Origin of the sequence: Hymenobacter sedentarius, assembly GCF_001507645.1 — a bacterium.
Taxonomy (GTDB): Bacteria; Bacteroidota; Bacteroidia; order Cytophagales; family Hymenobacteraceae; genus Hymenobacter; species Hymenobacter sedentarius.
In genome coordinates this window covers 3,456,315-3,475,638 of the sequence record NZ_CP013909.1, presented here as the reverse complement: position 1 = coordinate 3,475,638, position 19,324 = coordinate 3,456,315, and the positions used below count along the sequence as shown (strand labels likewise).

The window sequence follows — 19,324 nt, the reverse complement described above, 5'->3', positions numbered from 1 at the left end:
ATCTTTAGCGCCCCCGGCGGTTAGTATATAGTGCCTGCAATATCCTCCCCTACCATCCGCCCCGAAATAGAAGTCTGGCTCGCTGATTTTCAGCTTCGTCTGTGCCAGCAGCTCGAAGCCGCCGATGGCGGCCCCGCCCATTTTCTCACCGATGCCTGGCAGCGCGAAGGCGGGGGCGGGGGCCGCTCCAAAGTGCTGGAAAATGGCCGCATCCTTGAAAAGGGTGGCGTGGGGTTCTCGGCCGTGTGGGGCCAGATGAGCGAAGCCGCTGCCCGGCAGCTGCACATGCCCGACCCCTCTTTCTATGCCACCGGCGTAAGTGTGGTGCTGCACCCGCGCAGCCCCCGCGTGCCCATCATCCACATGAACGTGCGCTATTTTGAGGCCGGCAATGGCGAGGCCTGGTTTGGGGGCGGCATCGACCTGACGCCGATTTACGTGGACGAAGCCCAGGCCCGCCGCTTCCACCAGCGGCTGTGCGCGGTATGCGACCGCCACAACCCGGCCTACTACCCGAAGTTCACCCGCTGGGCCGACGACTATTTCTTTCTGCCCCATCGCCAGGAAACCCGCGGCGTCGGCGGCATCTTTTTCGACCGCCTGACCGTGGGCCAGGACGGCTCGGCCGAGGAGCTGTTCAGTTTTGTGCAGGACGTGGCCGAACTATTCGGCCCCTTCTACACGGAGCTCATGGCCCAAAACCACGCCCTCCCCTTCACCGAGCGCGAAGAAAACTGGCAGACGCTGCGCCGCGCCCGCTACGCCGAGTTCAACCTGGCCTTCGACCGGGGCACCCGCTTCGGCCTTGAAACCGGCGGCCGCACCGAATCCATTCTGATGAGCTTGCCGCCGCGCACGGGTTGGGCTTACAATCCCCCCTTGCCCGCCCCCGGCTCGCCGGAAGCCACTACGCTGGCCTGGCTGCGCAAGGGCGTAGACTGGCTGGCCCATGCTTGAGTACCTGCGCTCGCTCGACGTTGAGCTGCTCCTGGCCATCAACCGGGCCCACACCCCGGCGCTGGACGCGCTGATGGTAACGGCCTCGGACCGGTACACCTGGTTTCCGGTTTATGGCCTGCTCATAATTGGGCTGATTTACCTGTTCCGGCGCCCGGCCATTCTGCTTCTGCCGCTGCTGATTCTGGCCGTTACCCTAGCCGATAGCATCACCAGCCGCTTGTTTAAGCCGTTTTTTGCGCGCCCCCGCCCCTGCCACGACGCTAACCTGGCGCCCCTGCTGCACCTGCCCGACGGTTGCGGAGGCCAGTTTGGGTTTCTATCCTCGCACGCGGCCAACTCCATGGCCCTGGCCGTTTTTCTGGCCATTGTGCTGCCGGCCGGCCGTTTCCGGGGCGCCAAGCTGGCGGTGTTTTTGTGGGCGGGCCTGCTCTCCTACAGCCGCATGTACCTCGGCGCTCACTACCCTACCGATGTGCTGGGGGGCGCCGCCGTAGGTGGCCTGTTGGGCTGGGCGGCAGCCACCGCGTACCAAAAATGGTCGCACACGTTGAAATCTTCAACTTGAGCTAAGCCGCCCTTATCATTTCCAAAACCAATAGAAAAAGGCCTCACGGATAAATTCCGTGAGGCCTTTTTTACAGCTTGTTGAGCTGATTTTACTTCGGAGCTTTCCGGTTTCCCGTGTGGCCGTCGCCTTTATCGCCCTGGCCGGGTTTGCTGGTCTTTTTGGAGTTGTGCTTATCGTCTTGCGACAACGAACGGTTTAGGTCGACGGAATGGTCAATCTGGCCGTCTTCATCGCGCCGAATGTACCGCTTATCGCCTTCGTTGGGCTCAATTAATTCACGCTTGGACATGCTGAAATCTGGTTACGTGGAAGGATATACTTTCTACGCAGGGATGCGGCTCAGGTTTTCGGGCTATTTACCCAACAGCTTTGCCACGTATTTGCCCACAATGTCGAATTCCAGGTTCACGGTTTCACCCGGCTGCAGCTGCTGAAAGCTAGTGTGCTCGTAGGTATAGGGAATGATGGCGACGGTGAAGCCATCATCGGTGCTTTCGAAGCAGGTCAGGCTGGTGCCATTTACGCAGATGGAGCCTTTCTCGACGGTGAGGCGGCCCGGGCCGGGCGCGTGCCTGAAGCGAAACAGCCACGACCCCTGCTGGTCGGTCACGCTCAGGCAGGTAGCGGTGGCATCGACGTGGCCCTGCACAATGTGGCCGTCGAAGCGGCCATTGGCGGCCAGGCAGCGCTCCAGGTTTACGTGGCGCCCGGGCTGCCACTGGCTCAGGTTGGTTACGCGCATGGTTTCGTCGATGGCCGTGACCACATGGGTGCCGGCCGCTGCATCCACCGCCACCACGGTGAGGCACACGCCGTCGTGGGCCACGCTCTGGTCGATTTTCAGTTCGGCGGCAAAGGGCGAGGCCACGGTAAAATGGCGGTTACTGCCCTGGGTATCAACGGCGACAATGGTGCCCAGGGCTTCAATAATTCCAGTAAACATGTATTGCAGTTTTAGACGTGGGTGGCAGCTGCCACGGTTTCTTACACAAAGAACGGCACCCCGAAGCCAGGGTGCCGTTCGTGTTGAGTAACCAGAAAGCTCGGCGATTGATTAGCGGTCGGCCTTTTCCAGGGCTTTCCAGTCGAGCTCACCGCCTTCGCGGCGGCGCAAAAACACCGTCTGGTCGTCCTTCTGGGTTTTGCCAAAGGTTAAGTCGGCGCGGCAGTCCATGCACCGCACCGAGGTGTACTTGAATTTGTCCATCGCCACGCGGCTGGTCAGGTCCAGATTATCGGAGCCGCAGAGGCCACAGTTGGGCACATCGGGGAAGCTAAGCCGGTCGTATTCAGCTACGGTTTCGTGGAAATTATTGCCTTGAACGGTGAAGTGAAACTGGCGGCGCCCAATGCGCTTGGAAATCATCATTTGCAACATATCCTGCAAGAAAATGGGGTTAATTTACGGTTTAAAATTACGAAATACCGGCCTCTAAAACAAGCTGATATATGACAGTAGGCGCATAAAAAAAGGCACTTTTCAGCGCCTTTTTTTATGCGCCTATATGCCCTTATAGCTGCACAAATTTCACCGAGCGCCGGGTAGTGCCCGCGCTTACTTCGCAGATGTAAACGCCCTTGGCCAAACGGCCCAACTGGAGCTGCGTGCGGCGGCCCGACACCGCCGCCAGTTGCTGCTCAGCCACCAGGGCGCCGCGCGCGTCTACCACCCGCACCAGCAGGGGCTGGCCGCGCAGCGGCGCGGGCAGGAACAGCATCAGAGGGCCGTCGCCGGTGGGGTTTGGAAACAGCGTCAGCGCGTCGCCATCGCCGGGCAACTGGCCGTTGGCGTCGAGCGGGGCGCTGGTATGCTGGGCGTTGTAGGCCTTCACGAAATTGGGAATGCCGTAGCCCAGCACATTATCCGGCGCGGCGGCCTGCGAGGCGGTGCTGCGCAATACCGTGATTACCTGTTGGGCCGTGAGCGTGGGGTTGGCTTGCCAGAAGCCCGCCACCATGCCGGCCAGAATGGGGCAGGCATAGGAAGTGCCGTTGCCCCGGAAAGCCGCGCCATTGGGAGCCAGCACGGCCGACGCCCGTCCCATGGCCGAGAGCGTGGGCTTGATGCGGCCATCGGCCGTGGGGCCATAAGAGCTGAAGTTGGCGTGGTTGCCCAACGAATCGACGGCTCCTACCGACACAATGGAGTCTGCATCGGCGGGCGCCGACACGTAGTGCCACGGGTCGTCGCCTTCGTTGCCAGCCGCATTCACCACCAGGATGCCCACCCGGGCCGCCATAGTAGCGGCCCGCGAGCTAATGGCGGTGCGGCCGTTCATGTCGGCATAGGTGTACGATTTCGAGGGCGCGTCGAAAGTAGTGTAGCCCAGGGAAGAGCTGATGATGTCGACGCCCGCCGAATCGGCGTATTCGGCGGCGGCCAGCCAATTGGCTTCTTCGATGGGGTGCTCCGAGTTGACGTCCTCCGTGATGCAGAGGTGGAAGGTGGCTTTGGGGGCGCTGCCAATGTAAAACCCGGCTTGGTTGCCTGCGATGGTTGATAAGCAGCTGGTGCCGTGGCTGCTGCGCTGGTATACGCTGGTGCCGCCATCCACGAAGTTGCGGGTGCTGGCCAGGCGCTTTTCCTTATACAGCGGCTGCAATGCCGCAATCTGGTCCACGCCCGGGAAGCCGGCATCGAACACGGCAATCTGCATGCCCTCGCCACGATACCCGGCTTCGTGCATGGCCAAGGCCCCAATCTGCTCATTTTGGCGATACGCCAGGCCGTATTGGGCACGTTTGGTCGGCGGGTTGTTGGCAGCATTCGCAGCTATCTGCCCGGGGGGCGGCGTAGGAGCCACGGGCTGGAAGCTGCGGTTGAGCGTGGCGGCACTGCGCACGGCGGGCAAGGCCTTGATGCGGCCCAGCGTGACGGAATCGCAGGAAACCACGGCGGCATTGAACCAGCGCGAGGTGTACAGCACTTGCGGGCTGCCGGCCACGCCCCGCACTTGGCTCACGTACGTTGGGCTAACGGGCAGGTCGCGGGGCAGGATGGCAATACCCTGCCGGCTGCGCCGCGCGAGCGAGCGGGCCGAAAGAAACTGCTCGGGCTTGCCAACGGTGAACGGAGTGCCCGCCTTATCCCGGAAGTAAATCAAATGGCGCCGTACGGTACCTTGCGCCGCGACTGGCGCTGTCGCCAGTACCTGCAGCGCGCCGGCTACCAGAGTCAAAGCCAGCCATTTACCAATAGTTGTGGGCACCATTATAGACCGTATTACCAAAAGAAAAAAAAGCAGCCCGCCTAGCGCGGGCCGTAATCGATAAGCGTCTCGGTGCGCGAGAAGCCCACGGAATATGACCCGGCAGGGTACACCTGGTTGCCCCCCGAACCCACGTAGGTATAGGGCAGAAACGAAAACCGATGCCGAAACACTGGCCCCACTCCTTTGGCAAAAACCTGCTGGTAGCCGGTGCGCTTCACCAGGCTGTTCTCGGCGGCTGTGCCGGTGTTGGTAGTTGTGAGCGTTGCGGCGTAGGTTTTGGCTGGGGTGCCGGCGGTAGCGGCCGTGGTAAACGGCTTGCCCACCAGGCTGTACCGCCGCGTTTCGGCCGTAATGGTGTCGTTGCTATTGTTATTGTAGCCGTTCAAATTCCACAGCCTTCCTTCCCGTACCGGGAAAATTAGCTCCAGCGTGCGGGCGTTGTTACGGTTCAGAACAACGGACTGGGGCGTGGCGCTCAGCACAAATACGCTGTCGTCCTGAAACGTGGTGCCCACCGGCCCCAGCTTGGAACGCACCAGGCGGTAGGCCGTTTTGCCGGCCGCATCGGTGAAGGTTTCGGTGACTTTCTCCCGGAACTGGTACACGGTGCGCGTGGGCACGCTGGCTACCAGCTGCGAGCCCTGCCCAGAGGCGGTGCTCCAAGTTGTATCCACTACTGAGTAAATCCAGAAGTTGCCCACGGCTACGGGGTAATAATCGACGCCGGTTTCGGGGGCGGGCTCGGTGGTGGTGCTACAGCTGGCGCAGCCCATGGCAACGGCCACGGCCACACCAGCCAGCCCAACGCGGCAAGCCGCTGCATTCCAATTCAGAGTCGATAAAATCCGAGGCATATATCCGGGTTAAGAAGCAATGGAGAGACTTAAACACTAGCCTCTACAGCAGCAAAAGGTAGGGGGAATTCGCCGATTACGTGGCGCTCAATCCAGCCGCCGCCCAGCACGTCGTTGCCGTCGTAGAATACGGCGGCCTGGCCGGGGGTGATGGCGTGCACCGGCTCTTCGAAATACACCCGGATTTTGCCGTCTACTTCTTCCAGAAACGCCGGGGCGCCGTCGTGGTTGTAGCGCACTTTTACCACAGCCGGCACTAGGCCGCGGCCCTCGAGCGAGGCCAGCTTGCCCATGTTGAGCTTGCCTACCACGGTGGCCGTGCTGGCCAGCTCCTCGTAGTTGCCCAGCACCACTTCGTTGGTATCGGGGCGGATTTCGAGCACGAACGCGGGGTAGCCCAACGCCACGCCCAGGCCCTTGCGCTGCCCAATGGTGTAGAATGGGTAGCCTTCGTGCTTGCCAATGACGCGGCCGTTTTTGGTCACGAAGTTGCCGCCGGCCACGCGGGCTTCCAGGCCCGGCACGCGCCGGCGCAGGAAGCCCCGGTAGTCGTTGTCCGGGATAAAGCAGATTTCGTAGCTCTCGGGCTTGTTCACCAGCTCGTTGAAGCCGCGCCTGCGGGCTTCGTCATAGATTTCGGTTTTGCGCATGCCACCCAGCGGGAACAGCGTGCGGCTCAGGCTCTCCTGGCTCACGCCCCAGAGCGCATAGCTTTGGTCCTTGTTTTCGTCCAGTCCTTTGCTCACCACAAAACGGCCGGTATCGGCGTCCTTGCGGATGTTGGCGTAGTGGCCGGTGGCAATGAATTGGCAGCCCAATTGGTCGGCGCGGCGCAACAGCGCATCCCACTTGATGTGGGTATTGCAAAGCACACAGGGGTTGGGCGTGCGGCCAGCGAGGTATTCGTCGGTGAAATTATCGATGACGAAGTCGCCGAACTCATCCCGAATGTCGATGATGTAGTGCGGAAAGCCGAGCTGCACGGCAATGTCGCGGGCATCGTTGATGCTGTCGAGCGAGCAGCAACCGGTTTCTTTTTTGGACCCGCCGGCGCTGGCGTAATCCCAGGTTTTCATGGTCATGCCGACCACTTCGTAGCCTTGCTCGTGCAGCAGCACAGCGGCCACACTGGAGTCAATTCCGCCGCTCATCGCGACTAGTACCCGTCCTTTTATTTCGGTATTCATAGGTGGTGCAATTCACCCGGGACTTGAATGGTTCCGGCTGGCAACCGCAAAGGTACTTCTTGAAATTATGAGTGTTGAGTTATGAATTGTGAGTTGGCAGTGTGTTAACTCACAATTTATAACTCAACACTCATAATTATCTATTTTCCCCGGCCTTCCAGGATGATTTTCAGGGTGTAGAGCACTACCCGGAAATCCATCGCCAAACTCATGTTTTCGATATAGAGAATGTCGAATTTGAGGCGTTCTACCATTTGCTCCACGGTTTCGGCGTAGCCGTATTTCACCTGCCCCAGCGAAGTTAGGCCCGGGCGCACGCGGTGCAGGTGGCGGTAATGCGGGGCGATTTTGACTATCTGGTCGATGAAGAACTGGCGCTCGGGGCGCGGCCCCACGATGCTCATGTCGCCCTTGAGCACGTTCCAGAACTGCGGCAGCTCGTCGAGGCGCACCTTGCGCATAAAGCGGCCCCATTTGGTGATGCGGGGGTCGTTGTCGGAGCTCAACGACGGGCCCAGCTTCTCGGCATCCACAAACATGGAGCGAAACTTAATGATGCGGAACGGGTGGCCGTTTATCCCAATCCGGTCTTGGCGGTAAAACACCGGGCCCGGCGACGAGAGCTTCACCATGAGGGCCGTGAACGCATACACCCAGCAGGCCAGCAGCATAAACAGCGCCGAGCCCAGGATATCGATGGTCCGCTTCAGCACTTGCTGCCACACCGGCAGCAGGTCCTGCTTGATTTCAATCAGCGGGGTGCCAAACAAGTGGTGCACTTTCACCGAGCCCAGCAGCATCTGGTAGAGGTCAGGCAGGATGCTGACCCGGGCCGGGGTGCCTTCGAGCAGGGCCAGAATGTCCTCAATCTGGCGGTGTTCGCTGGGCTCGATGGCGATGACGACCTGCTCAATTTTGAGGGCCCGGACCAATGCGCGCAGGCGCCGGTAGGAGCCGCGCGTGGGCAGCTCGGCCGCCAGGCGCGGGTCGATTGTATCGCCCACGGGCGCGAATCCCACGATGCGCAAGCCCAGGTGCCGGCTGGTGCGGGCCAGCTCGTGGAACGTGTGCAGCGCCAGCACATTAGACCCCACCAGCAGCGTAGGGAAGAAGATGCGACCGTTGCGTATCTGGCGCTGCACGCTGGTCACGGCCCAGGTGCGCAGGAAGCCCGTGATAAAAAAGTGTAGCAGGTAGTAGGCCGTGAAGGTTTTGTAGTAGGCCCGGTAGTTCACCACGCCCTGGTCGTCGAGCAGCAGGGTGAAGAAAATAACCACCGCCCCCAGCGCCGATACCTGCGCCAACCGCAAGATTTCGGCCAGGCGCGACTTGCGGTAGATATCCCGGTACTCGCCCACGAGGCTGTAGAGCACGGTCCAGAACACGGCGATGAACATCGCCGAGCCGGTGAGGTCGAAGAGCACGCCTTCGGTGAATCGGTAGCCGGTGAGCTCGTTGAGCAAATATTTGCGCACGAGGTAAAAACACATCCATGCCACCAGAGCCGCCCCAAAGTCGGCGGCGATGAGCTTGATGTATTGGAAGCGGCGGATTAGCTGCAAAACGGCGTGCTAGGTAGTATTTTCGCGGCCTGTCGAAGGGTCAGGCCCGGGCCAAAGGTAGGGCTTGCCGGAAGTTGTTGGGCTGAGCTTGCATTGGCCCTCCAGTAAAATTCGGTGGCATAGGCCTATCTTCTTATTCTAAAATAAATATCCGCTATTTCACCGCTTAAGGACACATACCGCCACCAAGGACTGCGGCGCGGGCTGGTGCGCGAGCTGCGCCAGCGCGGCATTCACGACGAGCGGGTGCTGGCGGCGCTGGCCGCGGTGCCGCGCCATTTGTTTTTCGAGCCCGCTTTCGAAGCGCACGCCTACCAGGACAAAGCGTTTCCCATCGGCGAGGGCCAAACCATTTCGCAGCCCTACACCGTGGCCTATCAAACCCAGCTGCTGGGCGTGCAGCCCACCGACCGCGTGCTGGAAGTGGGCACCGGCTCGGGCTACCAGTGCGCCGTGCTGCTCCGCCTCACGCCCCACCTCGACAGCATCGAGTTCAACGAAATCCTGTTTGCCCGCACCCGCCAGCGGCTGGCCTTGCTGGGGGCCAATGGGGCGGGGCTGCACTGCGGCGATGGCTCGGTGGGGCTGCCGGAGCGGGCGCCGTTCGATGCCATCTTAGTCACGGCCGGGGCGCCGGGGCTCCCTCCGGCCCTGCTGCGGCAGCTGCGCGTGGGCGGCCGGCTCGTGATTCCGGTGGGCGGCAACCACACCCAGCGCATGGTGCGCGTGACCCGCGAAGGCCCCGAAACCTTCGTGCGCGAGGACTTCGAAGAGTTCCGTTTTGTGCCGCTGCGCGGCGCCAGCGGGTGGCAAATCAAGTAAACCGGGCCTGCAAAGCAACCGGATTGAACTGCGAAAGCCAGCCGTGCGTTGGACGTGCAAGAAAAGATTTGTTGGGCTGAACCTTACCACTTTAAGGGTTGAATCCCGGCACTTTTCATAGTAAATTTGACGTCCTTGTTTCAAATTTTCCGGTATTGGCCCAGGTTAGCCTGGCTTCTCTCTGCTTCCTCACTTTATTATTCCATGCTGAAAAGAATTTTACCCTCGCTGCTCACGGCGGCCATGGCCCTGGCGAGCCTAGGTGCCACTGCCCAAAGCATGGCCGATGAGCGTGGCCGCAACTGGTGCGGCGCCGTGGCAGAACAGGAGCGCTACTTTTCCCAGCACCCGGATGCCGCCGAGGCCCAAAAGGCCCTCTATCGAAAGCTTGAGGCCAGGGAGCAGATAGTTCAGCGCAGCACCGCCGGCACTAGCTCGGCCGACGTGACCATCCCGGTGGTGGTGCACGTTATTCACTCCGGTGGCGCCGACAACATCAGCGACCGGCAGATTTACAGCGCCATCGAGCAGCTCAACCTCGACTACCAGAAGCAGAACTCCGACACGGCCAATACCCTGGCCCAGTTCCGGCCGATAGCTGCTTCGCTGGGCTTCCAGTTTCGGCTGGCCAAGAAAGACCCCAACGGCAATTGCACCACCGGCATCACCCGGCACTACGCCCCCAACCTCACCAACGACGACTATAGCGGTGCGGTGCAGGCCGTATCGGTCTGGGACCGCAACCGCTACCTCAACATTTGGGTGGTAGGCAGCATCGGCACGCCCACCGCCGGGGGTGGCATTATCCTGGGCTATTCCAACCTGCCCCAGAACTCGACGGCCACGCGCGACGGCTTTGTGGTGCGCGGCGACTGGTTTGGCAACCAAGGCACCAGCAACCCCACGCGCGCCCTGAGCCGCACGGCAACTCACGAAATTGGCCACTACTTCGGCCTGCTGCACCCCTGGGGCGGCAACAACAACCCCGAAGTGCCCGGCTATTGCAGCGACACCGACTTTGTGGCTGACACCCCGCCCACCAACGGCACTTTCTCCTGCAACCTCAACTATGCGCCCTGCGGCGATGTGGCCAACGTGCAGAATTTCATGGACTATGCCACCTGCCCCACCATGTTTACCCAGGGGCAGAAAGCCCGGATGCGGGACGTGCTTAACACCATTCGCACCGGCCTGACTACCCCGGCCAACCTCGTGGCTACCGGCACCAACGATGGCTACGCTGCCCCCGACTGCGCTCCCATCGCGGCGTTTGCCGCGGTACCCGGGGCCAGCACCAACGTGTGTGTAAACACCCCCGTGAGCCTGCGCGACTACTCCTCCAATTTCAGCTCAACCGGCGGCACGCTCACCTATACCTGGTCGTTTCCCGGCGGCAACCCTTCCACCGCTACCGGCCAGAACGTGACGGTAAGCTACCCCACCGCTGGCTATTACCCCGTGACCGAAACGGTGAGCAACAGCATCGGCACCAGCAGCAGCACCGTGACGGACTACATCCGGGTGGAAGGCCCCTCGGGTGGCGAAACGGCTCCCTTTGCGGAGTCGTTCGAAAACTCCAACTTCCCCAACCTGTTCAATGCCCCAACGCTGCGCAACTACACCGTGACGGGCGCCACCAGTTCGGGTACCGCTGCCAATTTCCGCTGGGCGTGGCAGGCCGCTTTGCCCGCCGCCGACGGCTCGGCCTACCTCGTGGTAAACAACCGCAGCTACCCTGCCGGGGCAGTTACTACGCTCATCACGCCCAATATCAACTTGTCGGCAGTGTCCAACACGGCGGTATTGAGCTTCTCCCGCGCATTTGCCCTCCGTTCGGCTGGCGCCAACGACCAACTGCGCATCTCGTTCAGCAACGACTGCGGCGTGAACTGGTCGAGCCCCACCGTGCTTGACGTGACGCAGCTCACCACCCAGGGCCTCACTCCTATTGATGGCTACGTGCCCGCCTCCAGCAGCGAATGGCAGCAATTGGTGGTGCCCATTCCAGCTCAATTCCAGGGCAGCGGCTTGTTTAAAGTGCGCCTGCAAATGGTGAACAGCACCACCCAGGGCAACAGCTTCTACCTGGACAATCTGCGCGTGTCGGCCCCGCTGGCTACCAAAGCCGACGCCCTGGCCAACCACGGCATTAGCGTGTACCCCAACCCGCTCACCAACGAAACCGCCGTTCATCTCAACCTGACCGGCACCACTCAAGTGGGGCTCAGCCTAACCGACGTGTTGGGCCGCAACGTGCTGAATCTGCCCACCAAAATGTACGGCGCGGGCCAGCAATCCCTGCCGCTGCAAACGGCCGGGCGCGCGCTCCGGGCCGGCGTGTACGTGGTGCGCATTTCGCTCAACGGCGAAACCTACACCAGCAAGCTGACGGTGAACTAGCCGAGCAATTGGCTCCATTTCCCTGCAAAACCAAGAAAGCTCCGGCCACCAGCCGGGGCTTTTTGTTGCCGGGGGATTTCGCTCAGGGCCGGGCCGTACCTTTGCGTCCCTGCACTCGGGAGCTTATTCCGGAGCAGCATTCTAGTTTTTGACCCTTCCCATTCGCTGATGCGCAAGCAAAAACCCGTCGCCGACTCGTTCGTCATCATGACCGAGTTGGTGCTCCCCAACGACACCAACACCCTGAACAACCTGATGGGAGGCCGCATGATGCACCTCATGGACATTGCGGCCGCCATCTCCGCCCAGAAGCATTCCAACCGCATTGTGGTCACGGCGTCGGTCGACAACGTGTCGTTTCGCGACAGCATCCGGCTCGGCAACGTGGTCACGCTGCAAGCCCAGGTCACGCGCGCTTTCAATTCCAGCATGGAAGTCCACATCGATGTCTGGGCCGAAGACATTCCCAGCGGCACCAAGCTCAAGACCAATGAAGCCTTTTTCACCTTCGTGGCCGTGGACCAGGCCGGCCGGCCCATCGACGTGCCCGAAGCCGTGCCCACCACCCAGGAGGAAATCCACCTCTACGACGGTGCCCTGCGGCGGCGCCAGCTCCGCCTCGTGCTCGCCGGCCGCATGAAGCCCGCTGAAGCCGAAGAACTTAAGGCCCTATTTGCACTGGAATAGCTCAATTTCACGCTTTTTTGATACCTTCATCGCTCACTTATTTTCGCTGCCATGTCTGCTGAAAAGCTGGCCTTTCTGCAAAACTTCTACACAGACGTAACGCTCTACATACCCGTAGAGGCCGCCCCCGCAGCGGAGGCGCCGCCGGTGGCTGAAGCAAAGCCGGTGCAGCAGCCTGCGCCCGCGCCTGCAAAGCCGGTACGTGAAGTGGTGCTGCCATCCAAGTCTTACAGTCAGCCCTCCGCCGGCCTGGAGCGCTTAGCGGCGGGGATTACGCCACCCATTCTGGCGCCCGAACCCGCAGTTGAGCCAGCGCAACGGGCACCTGCTCCCGTAGCGGCGCGCAACCCAGTGTCACCTATAGCTCAGGCTCCCGTGCCAGCGGTTGCCCCCGCCGTGCCGCCCGTAATACTTACCCGCTTCACCACCCTGGGCGACAATGCGCAGGGCGTGGTGTTGCTGTTTCGGCTGCCGCAGGAGCAGTTTGTGAAGCTGCATCGCAACGTTTTCTTGAACAAGATGCTGCAGGCCCTCGGCTTCGTGATGGCCGATGTGGTTCTGGTAAATGTGGAGTCCGACCTGCCGGTGGCGCTGGTAAACCTGCGCCGCGAGCTGGCGGCTACGCACATCATCGCCTTCGGCAAAAACCTCCTTGACAGCACCATTCGCAACACCCAGATTTACGAGCCCGTGCTGTTCCCCAGCCTCAACCTCTCCTATATGGCCTCCGCTACTGTCGACCTAGTGGAATACGATGTGAGCTTGAAAAAACGACTCTGGCCCGGCCTGCAGCGCATGTTTGGCAACGCAGGCTAATTCGCGTAAGCTCGCACCGCCGCGGCATAAACTCCTTAAAACGTAAAGGCCCCGTCTGAATCCAGACGGAGCCTTTACGTTTTAAAGAAAGACCGATTATTTCACAATTGGCTTGTTGAGCACCTCGGCCAGTTTGGCGGCGAGGGCTTCCCCACGCAGGTTCTTAGCGATAATCTTGCCTTGGGGGTCAATCAGGAAAGACTGCGGAATGGACTTCACGCCGTAGGCCGCGCCGCCCACGCTGTTCCAGCCCGCCAGGTCCGACACATGGTTCCAAGTCAGGCCATCGGACTCGATGGCTTTCTGCCACTTGCCTTTGTCCTGGTCCAACGACACGGAATAGATGGTAAAGCCTTTGTCCTTGAACTGATTATAAGCTTTCACCACATTGGGATTTTCCTGGCGGCAGGGGCCGCACCAGCTCGCCCAGAAATCGAGCAACACGTATTTGCCGCGCAGGCTGCTCAGGGCCAGCGTGCCGCCATCGGGCTTGGGCAGGTTGATTTCCGGCGCCAGGGCGCCCGAGGCCGTAGCCCGCATGGGTTCGAGACGAGCCGTCAGGTCCTTGGTGAAGGGCGAATTGGGGTTGACTTTGCGCTGAATGGTGGCAATGGAGTCGGCAAACTGGAACTCCTCGTCGGGATTGAGGAATGCGCCCACCGCAAAGCCGCCCACCACGGCCGTGGCGTTGTGCCGAATCACGCTTTTAATCTTAGCGTTGTTGCTTCCCTGAATCACGTAGTACTGCTTCTCGATGGCCTTCATCTCATCGGCTTTGCCAGCCTGGCCGGCCGCGTTGTAGCGCTGGCCAAGGCCTTCGAGTTCCGACTTGGTGCCCTGCATTACCTGGATGAGCTGCTGCAGCACTTCGCTGTCTTTGCTGCCCTTCACGGTATAGGTAGCAGCCAGGCTTTTGGCATCGCCGTTGAGCTGCACATGCGACTTGTTATCGAGCATGAGCAGCACCTGGTTGGCGTCGTCTACCTTGAGCTGGAACACGCTGGGCGTGGCGCTGGTACCCTTGAAAGTGTATTTACCCGAGGCATCCGTTTTGGCCTGGCCTTTCTCCACAAACTGGTTGGCTACCAGCTCGGATAGATGGATGACCGTACCAGCCGGCGCATTCTTGAGCTGGCCGCTTACCTCATAGCCATCGGAGGCCACCGCGTTTTGACAGCCATTGGCCAAGCCGAGCACGGTGGCGGCCACGAAAACAGATTTCATCATAGTGGTAGGGTGTAGCATCCGCGTGAGTATGTGCGTAAAAATAGCCAACGCAAGGCGTTAATAGGTTTGTTCCGAGGCATTTTCACCCCCAAAGCTGAACTCTCCGGCGTGTAGTAAACACACGGTAAAGCCCTAACGAATATTAGAAAAATAAATTATCCATCGAGCGCCGTGCGCAGCAGCTGGTTGGCCAGTTTGGGGTCGGCCTTGCCACCGGTCAGCTTCATCAGCTCGCCCATAAACATGCCAGTGAGCGACTTTTTGCCCGCCCGGTACTCGTCCACTTTGGCCGGGTTGGCGGCCAGCACTTGCTGCACCAGCGTGGCCAGCTCGCCGTTGTCGGCCTGCGTGAGCAAGCCCAGGCTTTCGGCCGCACCGGTCGCGTTGGCCGTTGGGTGTTCGAGCAAATGCGGGAAGAGCTGCTTGGATGCGACTGAGTAGTTGAGCTTGCCGGCGTCAATCAGCTCAATAATGCCCGCGAGTTGAGCAGGGTCGAGCGGGAAGTCGGCCATGGTGAGGGCGCGCTCGTTGAGGTAGGATTTCACCGGGCCCATCACCCAGTTGGCCGCGGCCTTGGCGTTGGGCGTGAGGCGCGAAAGCTCATCAAAAAACAAGGCCACTTCCTTCTGGTCGACCAGCACCGAGGCGTCGTAGTCGTTCAGGCCCAGCTCGCCCGTAAAGCGCGTGTAGAGCTGCTGCGGCAGGGCCGGCAGCTCGGCGGCCACGCGGTGCAGCCACTCATCGGAAATCACCAGCGGTGGCAAGTCCGGCTCGGGAAAGTAGCGGTAGTCGTTGAGGGTTTCTTTGCTGCGCTGGCCGCTGGTGGTGCCGCTGGCGGCGTCGAAGCCGCGAGTTTCGCTGTCGATTTCTTCGCCGGCTTCAATCAGGGCAATCTGCCGCTCCACTTCGTAGGCAATGGCGCGCTGCACGTTGCGGAAGGAGTTCATGTTCTTCACCTCCACCTTGGTACCGAACTTGTCGGCCCCCACGCGCATCACCGAAATGTTGGCGTCGCAGCGCAGCGAGCCTTCTTCCATGTTGCCGTCGCAGATGCCCAGGTACTCCACCAGCTTCTTGATTTCGAGCAGGTAGTTGTAGGCTTCCTCGCCGGTGCGGATGTCCGGCTCGCTCACAATCTCAATCAGGGGCACGCCGGCGCGGTTCAGGTCCACGAGGGTTTCGGTTTCGCCGGCCAGGTGCATGCTTTTGCCCGCGTCTTCTTCCATATGAATGCGGGTGACGCCGATTTTCTTCACCGTGCCGTCGGCCAGGCGCACGTCCACGTGGCCGTCATGGCAGATGGGCGTCTTGTCCTGCGTAATCTGGTAGCCCTTGGGCAGGTCGGGGTAAAAGTAGTTTTTGCGCGCAAACAGGTTGTCGCGGCGAATCTGGCAGTTGGTGGCCAGGCCCATTTTCATGGCAAACTCCACGGCCGTGCGGTTCACCTTGGGCAAGGTGCCGGGGTGGCCGAGGGTAATCACCGAGAGGTTGGTGTTGGGCGCCACGCCGTACTCGTTTTCGTCAGACGAGTACATTTTGCTGTGCGTGAGGAGCTGAGCGTGTACTTCGAGGCCGATGACCGGCTGGTATTTGGCAAGAATGGCTTCGTCCATATCAAAAAACGCGGGGTACTAAGTGCTATTTGCCCCTAAAGGTAACGGGTAGCGGTGTGCGCGCCGAATTAGATGGCGTGGCTCCCGGCCCAACCCCCGCTCCTCAAGCATTTTAGCGTCGGTAGTACGTAAGGTTCGGAGGCGGCGAATACGTGTGGGCTGGTACGGCATTGCCATGGTGTAGGACACCGGCACCAAGTAGCGGCACACCACTACCTCGCCGTCGAGCCGGGCCGGCATAAATTGCCGCTTTAGCTTTTCCACCGACCGGAGCGCGGCATTATTCAGAAAATGCGCGCTGGAACGCACCACTTTGGCACTGGCAACCCGGCCGTCCTCCCCCAACAATAGCTCGACCAGGACCTCGCGCTTTAAATTCAATGGCACCCGCTGCACCTGCATCCGCTGCATCATCCGCGCGCGCTCTTTGCGCATGGCGGCTAATTATGGTGAGTTGAGCCGGATGCATTGAACATCCTTTGCATATGCTTTTAAAAGCAAATAATAAGCACGAGACCAACGCAATAGCAGCCGAAAGCCTGGTGCAACAGTAGCTCAAAGGCGTTTTGGATAGTGCCCTTCTCCTTTCTTACGCATTTAGCATTCGGAGGAAATTGGCTTAAAGTTAAAACGCTCGTTCGCGCACTAGTGACAGTGCACAAACGAGCGTTTTCTTGCTTGCTGGCCGGCGAAACTGGAAATCGCGGGCTAGCTCACAAGCTGCTCAACCAATCCTTCAGCCTTGGCAATGGCTGCAGCCAGCCCAGCCACGTTTTTGCCGCCGGCCGTGGCGAAAAACGGCTGCCCGCCGCCGCCGCCCTGAATTTCCTTGGCTAGCTCGCGCACCAGCGCGGTGGCGTTGAGCTTGCCGCTTTTCGCCGTTTCATCGTCCAGCATCACAGCCAGCTGGGGCTTGCCGTCTACGGCCGCGCCCAGCACCAGCACCAGGGGCGCGGGGGCTGCTTGGCGCACCTCGAAGGCCAACGTTTTGATGGAGTCGGCGGAGGCAGCATGCACCTGAGCGGCAATAAAATGCAAGCCGTTGGGCAGCTGGCGCACCTGGGTGAGCAACGTTCGGCGCTGAGCGGCGAGTTGTTGCAAGGTAAACTGCTCGATTTGCTTACGCAGCCCAGCCATTTCCTCGCTTTGCTTTTCGAGCGTAGTGAGCAGGTGCTGAGGGTTGCCCAGCGCCTCGCGCACTTGAGCCAGCAGGTCGAGCTGGTGGTCTACGTAGGCCTCGGCCCCAAGGCCGGTTACGGCTTCGATGCGGCGCACGCCGGCGCCCACGGCGCTTTCCGCCGTGATTTTGAAGTAGCCGATGCTGCCGGTATTGGGCACGTGCAGGCCGCCGCACAGCTCCACCGAGTAGTCCTTATCGAAGGTGATGACGCGCACAAACTCGCCGTACTTCTCGCCAAACAGGGCCATGGCGCCCAAGTTTTTGGCCTCGGCGATGGGCACGTTGCGGCGCTCGTCGAGCGGGATTTGCTGGCGAATCCGCTCGTTGACCATGTGCTCGATTTCGCGCATTTGGTCGTCGGTCACCTTGGTGAAGTGCGAGAAGTCGAAACGCAGCAGTTTCTCGTTCACCAGCGAGCCTTTCTGCTGCACGTGGCTGCCCAGCACTTCACGCAGGGCGGCTTGCAGCAAGTGCGTGGCCGAGTGGTTTTGGCGAATCTGGTTGCGCCGGGCCACGTCGGGCATGGCCAGGAAGTCGGCAGTCAGGTCCTCGGGCAGCTCCAGCAGGGTGTGCACGATGAGGTCGTTTTCGCGCTTGGTGTCAATCACCCGCACTTTCGACAGGGGCGAATCCAGGTAGCCGGTGTCGCCTACCTGGCCGCCGCTTTCAGCATAGAAAGCGGTTTGGTCGAGCACTACTTGGTATTCGGTTTTGCCCTTGGCGGTGGTTTTGCGGTAGCGCAGAATGCGCGCCGGGGCCTCGTCGAGGTCGTAGCCCACGAAAGCGGGCTGCTCGTCGGAATCGGAGACGATGGTCCAGTCCGACTGCTCGGTTTCCTGGGCGTTGCGGCTGCGGTTCTTCTGTTGGGCCAGCTCCTTCTGGAAGCCTTCTTCATCCACAGTCAGGCCTTTTTCGCGGGCAATGAGGGCCGTGAGGTCCAGCGGAAAGCCGAAGGTATCGGACAGCTCAAAAGCGGTTTTGCCGTCGATGAGGTTGCCGTTGGCGCGGGCGGTTTCTTCGAGGGCGTCGAGACGGCGCAGGCCAGTTTCCAGCGTTTTGAGGAAGGCAATTTCCTCTTCCTCAATCACGCGCTGCACAAAAGCTGTCTGGGCTTTCAGCTCGGGGAAGATGTTGCGCATCTGGTCGGCCAGCACGGGCACCAGCTTGAAGAGGAAGGGCTGCTTCTGGTTGAGCGACGAAAACGCGTACCGCACGGCCCGGCGCAAAATGCGGCGGATAACGTAGCCGGCCTTCACGTTGCTGGGCAGCTGGCCGTCGGCAATGGTGAAGGCGATGGTCCGGATGTGGTCGGCAATGACCCGGATGGCGATGTCGGTTTTCTCGTTTTCGGTGGTCGGCTGGTCGGTCACCTTGGCAGGCGCGGTGCCGTGGTATTCCAGCCCAACTTCTTTGGCGATGAACTGAATGAGGGGCTGAAACACGTCGGTGTCGTAGTTCGACTTCACGCCCGACACGGCCATCATCAGGCGCTCGAAGCCCATGCCGGTGTCCACGTGTTGGGCCGGCAGCTTCACCAGGCTTTTGTCGGCCAGGCGCTGAAACTCCATAAATACGTTGTTCCAGACTTCCACCACCTGGGGGTGGTCGGCATTCACCAGCTCGCGGCCGGATTTGGCGGCCCGCTCCTCGTCGGAGCGCAGGTCGATGTGGATTTCGGTGCAGGGGCCGCAGGGGCCGGTGTCGCCCATTTCCCAGAAGTTGTCCTTCTTATTGCCTGGCAGAATGCGGTCGTCGGTGGTGTACTGGCGCCAGAGGCCCTGGGTCTCGGTGTCGGCCGCCAGCTTGTCGCCCTGGTCGCCCTCGAAATAGGTGACGTAGAGGCGGTCCTTGTCGAGCTTATACACTTCGGTGAGCAACTCCCAGGCCCAGGCAATGGCGTCCTTCTTAAAATAATCGCCAAACGACCAGTTGCCGAGCATCTCGAACATGGTGTGGTGGTAGGTGTCGTAGCCTACTTCTTCCAAGTCGTTGTGCTTGCCGCTCACGCGCAGGCACTTTTGGGTATCGGCAATGCGCTTGTAGGGCGCCGGCTTGTTGCCCAGGAAATAGTCTTTGAATGGAGCCATGCCGCTGTTGATGAACAGCAGCGTGGGGTCGTCCTTCACCACAATCGGCGCCGAGGGCACGATGTGGTGGCCTTTGGAAGCGAAGAAATCGAGGAATTGCTGGCGGACGTGCGAAGCGGTTGGGAGCGACATAATAAGCAGGGGAAAAG

The 19,324-nt window shown here is 60.7% G+C and carries 17 protein-coding genes; 6 read left to right on the top strand and 11 right to left on the bottom strand.

Going from position 1 to position 19,324, the window contains the following annotated elements; all coding sequences use genetic code 11:
* The first annotated feature begins 39 nt into the window (after window positions 1-39).
* Window positions 40-957, top strand: a complete 918-nt coding sequence (gene hemF / locus AUC43_RS14305) for an oxygen-dependent coproporphyrinogen oxidase (protein ID WP_068198652.1) — start codon at window positions 40-42, stop codon at window positions 955-957.
* Entirely contained in the window at window positions 950-1,525 is a 576-nt protein-coding gene (locus tag AUC43_RS14300; RefSeq protein WP_068194984.1) for a phosphatase PAP2 family protein, read from the top strand. The genes hemF and AUC43_RS14300 overlap by 8 nt, the downstream gene beginning before the upstream one ends.
* Before the next feature lie 91 nt (window positions 1,526-1,616).
* On the opposite strand, the gene AUC43_RS14295 is transcribed toward AUC43_RS14300, so the two are convergent.
* From AUC43_RS14295 to AUC43_RS14265, 7 genes are all read right to left on the bottom strand, one after another.
* Window positions 1,617-1,817, bottom strand: a complete 201-nt coding sequence (locus AUC43_RS14295; RefSeq protein WP_068194981.1) for a hypothetical protein — start codon at window positions 1,815-1,817, stop codon at window positions 1,617-1,619.
* Between the two features lie 63 nt (window positions 1,818-1,880).
* Window positions 1,881-2,471, bottom strand: a complete 591-nt coding sequence (locus tag AUC43_RS14290) for a riboflavin synthase (protein ID WP_068194979.1) — start codon at window positions 2,469-2,471, stop codon at window positions 1,881-1,883.
* A 111-nt stretch (window positions 2,472-2,582) separates the two neighbouring features.
* Window positions 2,583-2,906 (bottom strand): hypothetical protein, encoded by a 324-nt coding sequence (locus AUC43_RS14285; protein WP_068194976.1) that lies wholly within the window; start codon window positions 2,904-2,906, stop codon window positions 2,583-2,585.
* Between the two features lie 133 nt (window positions 2,907-3,039).
* Window positions 3,040-4,707: a S8 family serine peptidase gene (locus AUC43_RS14280; protein WP_199243451.1), complete on the bottom strand. Its 1,668-nt coding sequence runs from the start codon at window positions 4,705-4,707 to the stop codon at window positions 3,040-3,042.
* A gap of 71 nt (window positions 4,708-4,778) precedes the next feature.
* Window positions 4,779-5,594, bottom strand: a complete 816-nt coding sequence (locus tag AUC43_RS14275; RefSeq protein WP_157781093.1) for a hypothetical protein — start codon at window positions 5,592-5,594, stop codon at window positions 4,779-4,781.
* Window positions 5,595-5,623: 29 nt separating this feature from the next.
* Window positions 5,624-6,781: a tRNA 2-thiouridine(34) synthase MnmA gene (mnmA, locus tag AUC43_RS14270; protein WP_071885926.1), complete on the bottom strand. Its 1,158-nt coding sequence runs from the start codon at window positions 6,779-6,781 to the stop codon at window positions 5,624-5,626.
* Window positions 6,782-6,921: 140 nt separating this feature from the next.
* On the bottom strand, window positions 6,922-8,343 hold the full coding sequence (locus AUC43_RS14265; RefSeq protein WP_233254017.1) for a sugar transferase: 1,422 nt from the start codon (window positions 8,341-8,343) through the stop codon (window positions 6,922-6,924).
* A 207-nt stretch (window positions 8,344-8,550) separates the two neighbouring features.
* Between AUC43_RS14265 and AUC43_RS14260 the strand changes: the two genes are divergently transcribed.
* The 4 genes from AUC43_RS14260 (at window position 8,551) to AUC43_RS14245 (ending at window position 13,068) form a co-directional block, all read left to right on the top strand.
* Window positions 8,551-9,165 (top strand): protein-L-isoaspartate(D-aspartate) O-methyltransferase, encoded by a 615-nt coding sequence (locus AUC43_RS14260; RefSeq protein ID WP_233254016.1) that lies wholly within the window; start codon window positions 8,551-8,553, stop codon window positions 9,163-9,165.
* 204 nt (window positions 9,166-9,369) lie between these two features.
* Window positions 9,370-11,565: a M43 family zinc metalloprotease gene (locus AUC43_RS14255; RefSeq protein ID WP_068194959.1), complete on the top strand. Its 2,196-nt coding sequence runs from the start codon at window positions 9,370-9,372 to the stop codon at window positions 11,563-11,565.
* A gap of 168 nt (window positions 11,566-11,733) precedes the next feature.
* Window positions 11,734-12,252 carry an acyl-CoA thioesterase gene (locus AUC43_RS14250; RefSeq protein WP_068194954.1) on the top strand — a complete coding sequence of 173 codons (519 nt, stop codon included), beginning with the start codon at window positions 11,734-11,736 and terminating at the stop codon, window positions 12,250-12,252.
* A gap of 51 nt (window positions 12,253-12,303) precedes the next feature.
* Complete coding sequence (locus tag AUC43_RS14245) at window positions 12,304-13,068, top strand: hypothetical protein (protein ID WP_068194951.1); 765 nt, start codon at window positions 12,304-12,306, stop codon at window positions 13,066-13,068.
* Window positions 13,069-13,164: 96 nt separating this feature from the next.
* On the opposite strand, the gene AUC43_RS14240 is transcribed toward AUC43_RS14245, so the two are convergent.
* The 4 genes from AUC43_RS14240 to alaS form a co-directional block, all read right to left on the bottom strand.
* Complete coding sequence (locus AUC43_RS14240) at window positions 13,165-14,295, bottom strand: TlpA disulfide reductase family protein (protein ID WP_071886108.1); 1,131 nt, start codon at window positions 14,293-14,295, stop codon at window positions 13,165-13,167.
* 155 nt (window positions 14,296-14,450) lie between these two features.
* A complete protein-coding gene (gene gatB / locus AUC43_RS14235) occupies window positions 14,451-15,908 on the bottom strand; it encodes an Asp-tRNA(Asn)/Glu-tRNA(Gln) amidotransferase subunit GatB (protein WP_068194945.1) in 1,458 nt (485 codons plus the stop codon).
* 18 nt (window positions 15,909-15,926) lie between these two features.
* A complete protein-coding gene (locus AUC43_RS14230) occupies window positions 15,927-16,343 on the bottom strand; it encodes an energy transducer TonB (RefSeq protein WP_068194942.1) in 417 nt (138 codons plus the stop codon).
* Between the two features lie 273 nt (window positions 16,344-16,616).
* The gene (gene alaS / locus AUC43_RS14225; protein ID WP_068194938.1) at window positions 16,617-19,307 is read right to left on the bottom strand and encodes an alanine--tRNA ligase; all 2,691 of its coding nucleotides are present in this window, start codon (window positions 19,305-19,307) and stop codon (window positions 16,617-16,619) included.
* Window positions 19,308-19,324 lie beyond the last annotated feature (17 nt).

What these genes read in the sequence shown, in the direction of transcription:
- AUC43_RS14300 (WP_068194984.1), top strand. Translation starts at nt 950, where the DNA reads ATGCTTGAGTACCTGCGCTCGCTCGACGTTGAGCTGCTCCTGGCCATC.
- AUC43_RS14295 (WP_068194981.1), bottom strand. Translation starts at nt 1,817, where the DNA reads ATGTCCAAGCGTGAATTAATTGAGCCCAACGAAGGCGATAAGCGGTAC.
- AUC43_RS14290 (WP_068194979.1), bottom strand. Translation starts at nt 2,471, where the DNA reads ATGTTTACTGGAATTATTGAAGCCCTGGGCACCATTGTCGCCGTTGAT.
- AUC43_RS14285 (WP_068194976.1), bottom strand. Translation starts at nt 2,906, where the DNA reads ATGTTGCAAATGATGATTTCCAAGCGCATTGGGCGCCGCCAGTTTCAC.
- AUC43_RS14275 (WP_157781093.1), bottom strand. Translation starts at nt 5,594, where the DNA reads ATGCCTCGGATTTTATCGACTCTGAATTGGAATGCAGCGGCTTGCCGC.
- mnmA (WP_071885926.1), bottom strand. Translation starts at nt 6,781, where the DNA reads ATGAATACCGAAATAAAAGGACGGGTACTAGTCGCGATGAGCGGCGGA.
- AUC43_RS14255 (WP_068194959.1), top strand. Translation starts at nt 9,370, where the DNA reads ATGCTGAAAAGAATTTTACCCTCGCTGCTCACGGCGGCCATGGCCCTG.
- AUC43_RS14250 (WP_068194954.1), top strand. Translation starts at nt 11,734, where the DNA reads ATGCGCAAGCAAAAACCCGTCGCCGACTCGTTCGTCATCATGACCGAG.
- AUC43_RS14245 (WP_068194951.1), top strand. Translation starts at nt 12,304, where the DNA reads ATGTCTGCTGAAAAGCTGGCCTTTCTGCAAAACTTCTACACAGACGTA.
- AUC43_RS14240 (WP_071886108.1), bottom strand. Translation starts at nt 14,295, where the DNA reads ATGATGAAATCTGTTTTCGTGGCCGCCACCGTGCTCGGCTTGGCCAAT.
- gatB (WP_068194945.1), bottom strand. Translation starts at nt 15,908, where the DNA reads ATGGACGAAGCCATTCTTGCCAAATACCAGCCGGTCATCGGCCTCGAA.
- AUC43_RS14230 (WP_068194942.1), bottom strand. Translation starts at nt 16,343, where the DNA reads ATGCGCAAAGAGCGCGCGCGGATGATGCAGCGGATGCAGGTGCAGCGG.
- alaS (WP_068194938.1), bottom strand. Translation starts at nt 19,307, where the DNA reads ATGTCGCTCCCAACCGCTTCGCACGTCCGCCAGCAATTCCTCGATTTC.